4 protein-coding genes are annotated in these 6,331 nt (G+C 47.8%); all 4 read right to left on the bottom strand.

Annotation, left to right across the window (positions count from 1 at the left end):
- Window positions 1-49: 49 nt before the first annotated feature.
- Window positions 50-1,903, bottom strand: coding sequence for a hypothetical protein (locus AZ66_RS25465; protein WP_044357435.1), 1,854 nt, complete (start codon window positions 1,901-1,903; stop codon window positions 50-52).
- 15 nt (window positions 1,904-1,918) lie between these two features.
- A complete protein-coding gene (locus AZ66_RS25460) occupies window positions 1,919-3,181 on the bottom strand; it encodes an efflux RND transporter periplasmic adaptor subunit (protein ID WP_044357434.1) in 1,263 nt (420 codons plus the stop codon).
- Window positions 3,178-5,475: an efflux RND transporter permease subunit gene (locus tag AZ66_RS25455; RefSeq protein WP_269433143.1), complete on the bottom strand. Its 2,298-nt coding sequence runs from the start codon at window positions 5,473-5,475 to the stop codon at window positions 3,178-3,180. Before AZ66_RS25455 ends, AZ66_RS25460 begins: the two co-directional genes overlap by 4 nt.
- Window positions 5,441-6,331 (bottom strand): efflux RND transporter permease subunit (locus tag AZ66_RS33445; RefSeq protein WP_269433142.1); only part of this gene is annotated, 891 nt, incomplete at its 5' end. The genes AZ66_RS25455 and AZ66_RS33445, both read right to left, overlap by 35 nt.

The following is a 6,331-nucleotide window of genomic DNA, read 5'->3' as shown; positions in this document are numbered from 1 at the left end:
AGGGTTAGAGAATAATAGATCTCTAACCCTCTTCTATTTCAGGTCAAAATTAACTTCTTATCACTCTACCCAAGAACCGTTTCACCGGTCCATAAGGTGTATCAAGTATTTCATAGAAGCTGACCGCGACCGGATACTTCACGCCCATCATATCAATGTTCTCAAAAATAATGTTCTGTTCCCCTTCTCTCAATAGCGGTTCCTCAACAAGTGAGAACAGTTTGGAGCCAAGCATCCGTCCGCTATGATCGGTTAACTCCAGCTTGATTTTCAACAAGCTTGGATCAGCCATTACCTGCTTCGCACGATCAATGTTAAGCTTAAGTCTCAATGCATACGAAGTTGTTTCGGCCATTTCTGCTCCGCCACGCAGCCATTTGCCCTCCCAATCACTGATCTTCAATTGGAATGGATACATATCAAACAGCAAGTCTCCAGTATTATCGTAACTCGTCTTGAAACGGAACGTATCCACAATGAAAGGATAGGTTTGTTCTTCTCGGTTGTCGACAACATGCAGCAGCATCTCCGGTTCCTTCGAGCCATCAGGGATCACGAACATGTGAGATTCAACTATAGCAGCGCTTGGAAGCAGTGATTTCTTATCCGTCTTGGCACCAAGTCGTTCCCCTCCAAATCGAGATCCATCCTTATCTTCCAGTTCAAATTGATAGGATGGCATCGTGATTGAGGAACTGCTCTTATTCTCGAATTTGAAACGGAGGAGCAGTGCTCTGAACCCTGCCTCCTTGTTCTCTAACAGCGTCTCTTCTTCCATTGAGACATTCAAGCCCTCTGGAAATAAATCCGAACTATCGCTGAAATTCAGCTTATCCCGCAGCCTATAATCGGTCGGTACAACCTGACTCGTTCCTCGATTCGGGATGTTAATATATAATCGCCCTACTTGATAGGTTGCAGCCTTGGTCGGATCGGCCGCTCCAGGAGGCAGAAACGATTCCGATGTTAATAGTTTCAATCCTGTCAGCACCGTATTCGCACCTGTCTCTACAGCGTATCGCAGCGTTGCGCCCTCACCCGGCATGAGCGATTCAGGAGCCTTGCCCAGTTTTGTAGACTGATACAGATCGTTGTTCGACCATGCCGTCAATTTGATATCCGGGACGTTCTCGCGGATATTGTTCCTGTTTAGGACGCGGATAGTGACCACATGAACGGTCTCCAGCTTTTCTTTGAATCGCTCGGCCACTTGAGCAGGCTTGCCTGAACTCTTCATGATGCTTACAGGCGTATACGTAAGCATTGATGAATCCGACAATGCTTGCAGTTGGAAGGATTGCCCCCATTCCTTAATCATGGCGGGATCGGTAATCGGTGTATAATCGTTCTCCCATGCATTCTGCACGATATCCATCACCGCAACGACTGTTTCCTTTTTCGGATATACCTCCCGATTCACTTCCTTCCAAATAAATCGTACAGGAGCCGCCATGTCATCTTCGACGACAGGACTCATTAACCTCCACTCCACGACTTCGCCCTGGGACAGTACGCGAGCACTGTTCTCGCTAGATATCATCGCATATTCCTTTTTGTTATCCATCAGTACATATAATTCATAATCAGGAAGACGGAGCTTTTTTCCAGAATTATTTTTGACTTTCATGGTGGCAGCAACTTGTTTCCCTTTGTCCGTTACGCTATTAATCACATTGGTTAGATCAATCTGTAATCCAAACCTATTCTTCCAGTAGTCCTGAGCCTTCGGTATTTGCTTCTGAACTGGCTTCGCTTTTGCTGTGCTGGAAGTATGCGTAGTTTGATTAGCAGTATTAGCTGACTTGCTCCCATCTGTAGCAGCAAGCGCTCCTGTTGGAAGAGTCCCCATGATTATTCCGCACAGAGCAGCAAAAGCCACGACCTGAATTGTTTTCTGTTTCAAATCTTGTCAACTCCTCTACTTCGCAAGCCGCACCTGTTGTTTGTCCTTCAGTTGGTGCTGGCCTGAGATAATAATGGATTCTCCATCCTGCAATCCTTCAATTACCGGATATATCGCATCCTCCAATGTGCCAAGTGTGACAGAGCGCTTAATCGCCGTTCCATTTTGGTAGATGAACACAAATGAAGAGCCTTGTTCACGTACGACAGCAGTCGCTGGTACGACAGGAACCTTGCGTTCATTCTCCCCAGCAAGAATAACCTGAACCTTCATCCCCGCCTTTAATTCAAGCTTGGCATTGTCCACTAACAGCTCCACAGCATACGTACGTGTGTCCATATCCATAACTGCGGACAAATAGGTAATAGAGCCCTCATACTTTTTTTCTGTCTTGCCAGACACATAGAAAGGCAACTTCTTCTTACCATGAAGCAGAGAAAGCATATCTTCGGTCACTTTCCCCTGTACGCGAATGGTGTGGACGTTGGCAACGCGTCCGAGCTTCGTGCCCGGAGCCACATTCATTCCGGCAAGCACAGTCCATTCTGTCAAGACGCCATCGGTAGGAGCCTTGATTTCAGCTTCTGCAATCGCAAATTGCGCCTCTTTCAGTTGAAACTCTGCTGCCGAGATTTGATCCTCGGCGCCTACATCCTCTGCAAGTCTTTCCGCTGTATCCAGCTTCATTTTCAACACTTGCAAATCAAACTTTGTATTCTTAAGTTGCAGCTCTGACTGTTCTACAGAAGCTTTTTCTACAGTGCCTTCATCATAGCCGTTTTTCAGCTTATTCAACGCCTTTGTTTGCTCTTCGATTTGCTCTTCCATCTTCGTTATGGACATTCGCGTTTCCGAATTATTCACACGTTTCGTTTCATGTGAAGTTTCCAGCAGTTTATTGGCATTCTGCAACGCCTGCTCTGCTCGCTGCTTTTGAGAAAGAACTCGAGACACATCCGTCCGGGCGATCACTTCTCCGCGCTTCACACGATCTCCCCGCTTCTTCCGCACCTCCACAATTTCTCCGCTGCCCTTCGCCACGATGTCTATCGTCACTGATGGCACAATATCGGCGACAATCTCAGGTGCGACCCCCATGATCTGTTTCGTCACAACGGTCGTTTTAACCTCTGCAACTGTCGATTTCGACTGTTGTTCGCTTGTCGCTTCGGGACCATTCACTTGATCCGACGCAGAGCACCCGGCCACTCCCACAGCCGCTCCCGCAAGCATCAACATAAGCAATAATTTCATGCCTCGTAAATGGGATTGATTCATGATGAGGTCCCCTTCCCTTCTGTTAGCAGCGCTGCTCCATTCCCTTGTTGATCAAGAAACTGGTTCTTGTTTCTTTTACGCCGAGCTATCATATCATACATAATTGGAACAACCACAAGCGTTAATAATGTGGATACCGTCAAGCCGCCAATTACAACAACCGCCAATCCGCGGGATATAAGCGTACCGTGGCCGAATCCAAATGCAAGTGGAAGCAGCGCCATAATGGTTGCTCCTGCCGTCATGATGATAGGCCGCAAACGGGATATACCCGCTTCTATCAACGCACTCCTCACATCCTGTCCGGCTTCTCGCAGCTGCTGCGCCTTATCGATATACACAATGGCATTCGTCACTACAATGCCGATCAACATCATGAAACCGATTAAGGAGGTAATATTAATCGATTCATTCGTAACAATCAATCCAAGCACACCGCCTATAGCTGCAAACGGCAGGGAAAACATAATCGCAAATGGAGCAGTCGCATTGCCGAACGTAAGTACCATAATCAAGTACACGACAAACACTGCCGCAGCCATTGCTATGAATAACTGTCCAAAGCTGTCTCCAATATCTGCACTTATGCCCGACACGGATCGGCCAACCCCGTCTGGCAGCTGGATCAGATCTAAGGAGGCTGCTACTTGTGCACTAATGCCGCCTTTGTTCTGTCCATTTAATTTCGCCGTAACATTGATGACCTGTTTCTGATTGTCTCGCTTAATGGAAGCTGGGGACTTCACTCGTTTAATCGTAGCGATATCCGCAACTGAAATGGTTTCCTGAGTCGGTGTTCTCAGTTGAATCTGCCCAACCGCGCTCAGATCACCACTCAACCCCTTCTCCGTCTCTACTACCGTGGACAACAGACCTTCTTGGTACCGATACTCGCCAATCTTATCTTGGAACAGCCACGTCTGCAGTGTGCCCTGGACGATAGCGGGTGTTAGTCCGAATTGTCTCGCTTTCCGCGGATCGACATCGATCACCACTTCAGAGGAAGCTTCGCTTAACGAATCTTTGATCTCCGACAACTCAAGGAATTTGATCATTTCTTGCTTGATAATTGCCGCTGCCTCTCTTAGCTGAACTGCATCTTCACCAGACAACACATATACAAAATCCGGCGCTGCACTGGAGTCCCCTGTCAATGTCCGTGTATCCAGCTCCGATCCAGCGGGAATATATGCTTCCAGCTTGGCTTTATATTCACGTCTTACTTGCTCCACATTAGCCTCTTCATTTACTTCCGTATAGATTTGGGCCATGTATGGCATCGCATTCGGATCGCCTCCGTACCCGACCAGCGTCTCAATGAACGTGAACAGCGGCTTATTCTGTGCGTCTTTAGCAGCGCGAAGCTCCGCTTCCATCTCCTTCATCACATTATCTGTCGCCTTCAAGGAATTCTCATAAGGAAGCTTAATGGTGAAGAAGAACTGACGCGGCGGTGTCCCTTCTGGCATTAAGGTAAAGGCAAGCTGTGGGACAAGCGCAACCATTGTGACGATAAACAACAGAATTGAGATGAACAATGTCTTGATCCGATGATTGAGCGACCACTCTAAGAGCTTGCGATAGCCGGTCGTAATTCTGGATGGCTTGTGCTCTCCAGCATCATGTCCCTTCACATTAGCCTGCTTCAGTACGAGAAGCTTCGCCAGCATCGGGATAACAGTCAGGGCCACGAGCAGTGATGCCATCAAAGCACAGGCCAATGTAATTGCGAAAGGACGGAACAGCTGCCCTGCTGCTCCACTGATCATGCCGATCGGTGCAAATACGCCCACTGTTGTTAACGTAGATGACGTAATTGCATTGGCTACTTCCTTCGTCGCCAGCGCGATAACAGATTCATTCCGTTCCTCAGCCCGATACAGCTTGGCATATATATTCTCAATGACGACAATACTGTCGTCGACCACACGGCCTATCGCAATAAACATGCCGCCGAGCGTCATAATATTAAGGGAGATATCCATCCATTTCATCAGCAATAGGGCAATAAGCACGGAGAGTGGAATGGATATGAGCACGATTAAGGTCATTCGCATATTTCTCAGAAAAACCAGAATCATGAGAGAGGCAAGCAGTGCACCAACTAATCCCTCCCGGACAAGCCCGCCAATGGATTGCTTCACTTCGTCAGCATAATTGTAGACCTTCTTGAAGGTTACACCTGCAAGTTCTGATTCCCACTGGCTCATCAAACGATCGGCACCTGTAGAGAATTCAACCGCGTTAGCTCCGTTCGCCTTATATAGCAAAAATACTGATAGCCGGCTGATCATCCAGCCTCGCGATGAACTTGGATTCCGAGATCTCAGTGATCTTCCCGAGCTCCGTCAATCGGATCGTATCCCCCTGAGGGGATTGCACAGCAATTTCCTCTAGTTGCTTGACACTAATTAATCCGTTGTTCATGCGGGCAAGCAGCGTATTCCCCTCCAATTCCACTGTTCCTGCCGGACCTGATGCCAAAGCGTTGCGGACGGCTTCTGATACCTGAGCAGGCGTTAACCCATAGGAACGAAGCCTATCTGGAAGGAGTCCTATGCTCAGATGTGTACTTCGATCACCGATCACGTCCATATGATCCAAGCCTCGTAATGCTTGAAATCCCGGCTTAATCGTCTTGGTGAAATGCTCCTCTAATTGAGATTGCGTTACCCCCTCTTTTCCATATACCGCTAAATAGTAGGAAGGGATGGAGGCTACCCCAAATGTGGATACACGCGGTCGTTCTACACCCGATGGGAACGCTATTTCTTGGATCAAGCTTTCTATATCCGCCTTCTTCCGATCAGTATCCACCCCTTCTTCAAACCTGATAAGAATGGACGCTGTTTGGTCACTGGATGTGGAAGATATCGACTTGATTCTTTCCATGCCGGAGATCTTCTTCTCAATCGGTTTCGTAACCTGTTCCACTACGTCCTGAGGGGGTGCTGCATATTGTGCAGTCACCAATACATACGGGATGGAAACGTCTGGCATGTTGTCTATTTTCAAGCCCGTCGACGCATAGATACCTCCCCCGAACAGCATTGCTACGATAATGAACACCGCAGCCACATTCTTCATTGAAAATCGAATCAACGAATTCATAATGTGTGTCTCTTCCTCCTCCTTAACGTCACCGCATCC

The sequence above is a fragment of the Paenibacillus sp. E194 genome (assembly GCF_000935845.1).
In the GTDB taxonomy this organism is placed as follows: domain Bacteria; phylum Bacillota; class Bacilli; order Paenibacillales; family Paenibacillaceae; genus Paenibacillus_B; species Paenibacillus_B alvei_B.
Note: the sequence above shows the minus strand (reverse complement) of the source record. Positions and strands in the feature narration are given on the sequence as shown.

Excerpts from the sequence above, each read along its gene's own strand:
- AZ66_RS25460 (WP_044357434.1), bottom strand. The coding sequence starts at position 3,181 with ATGAATCAATCCCATTTACGAGGCATGAAATTATTGCTTATGTTGATG.
- AZ66_RS25455 (WP_269433143.1), bottom strand. The coding sequence starts at position 5,475 with ATGATCAGCCGGCTATCAGTATTTTTGCTATATAAGGCGAACGGAGCT.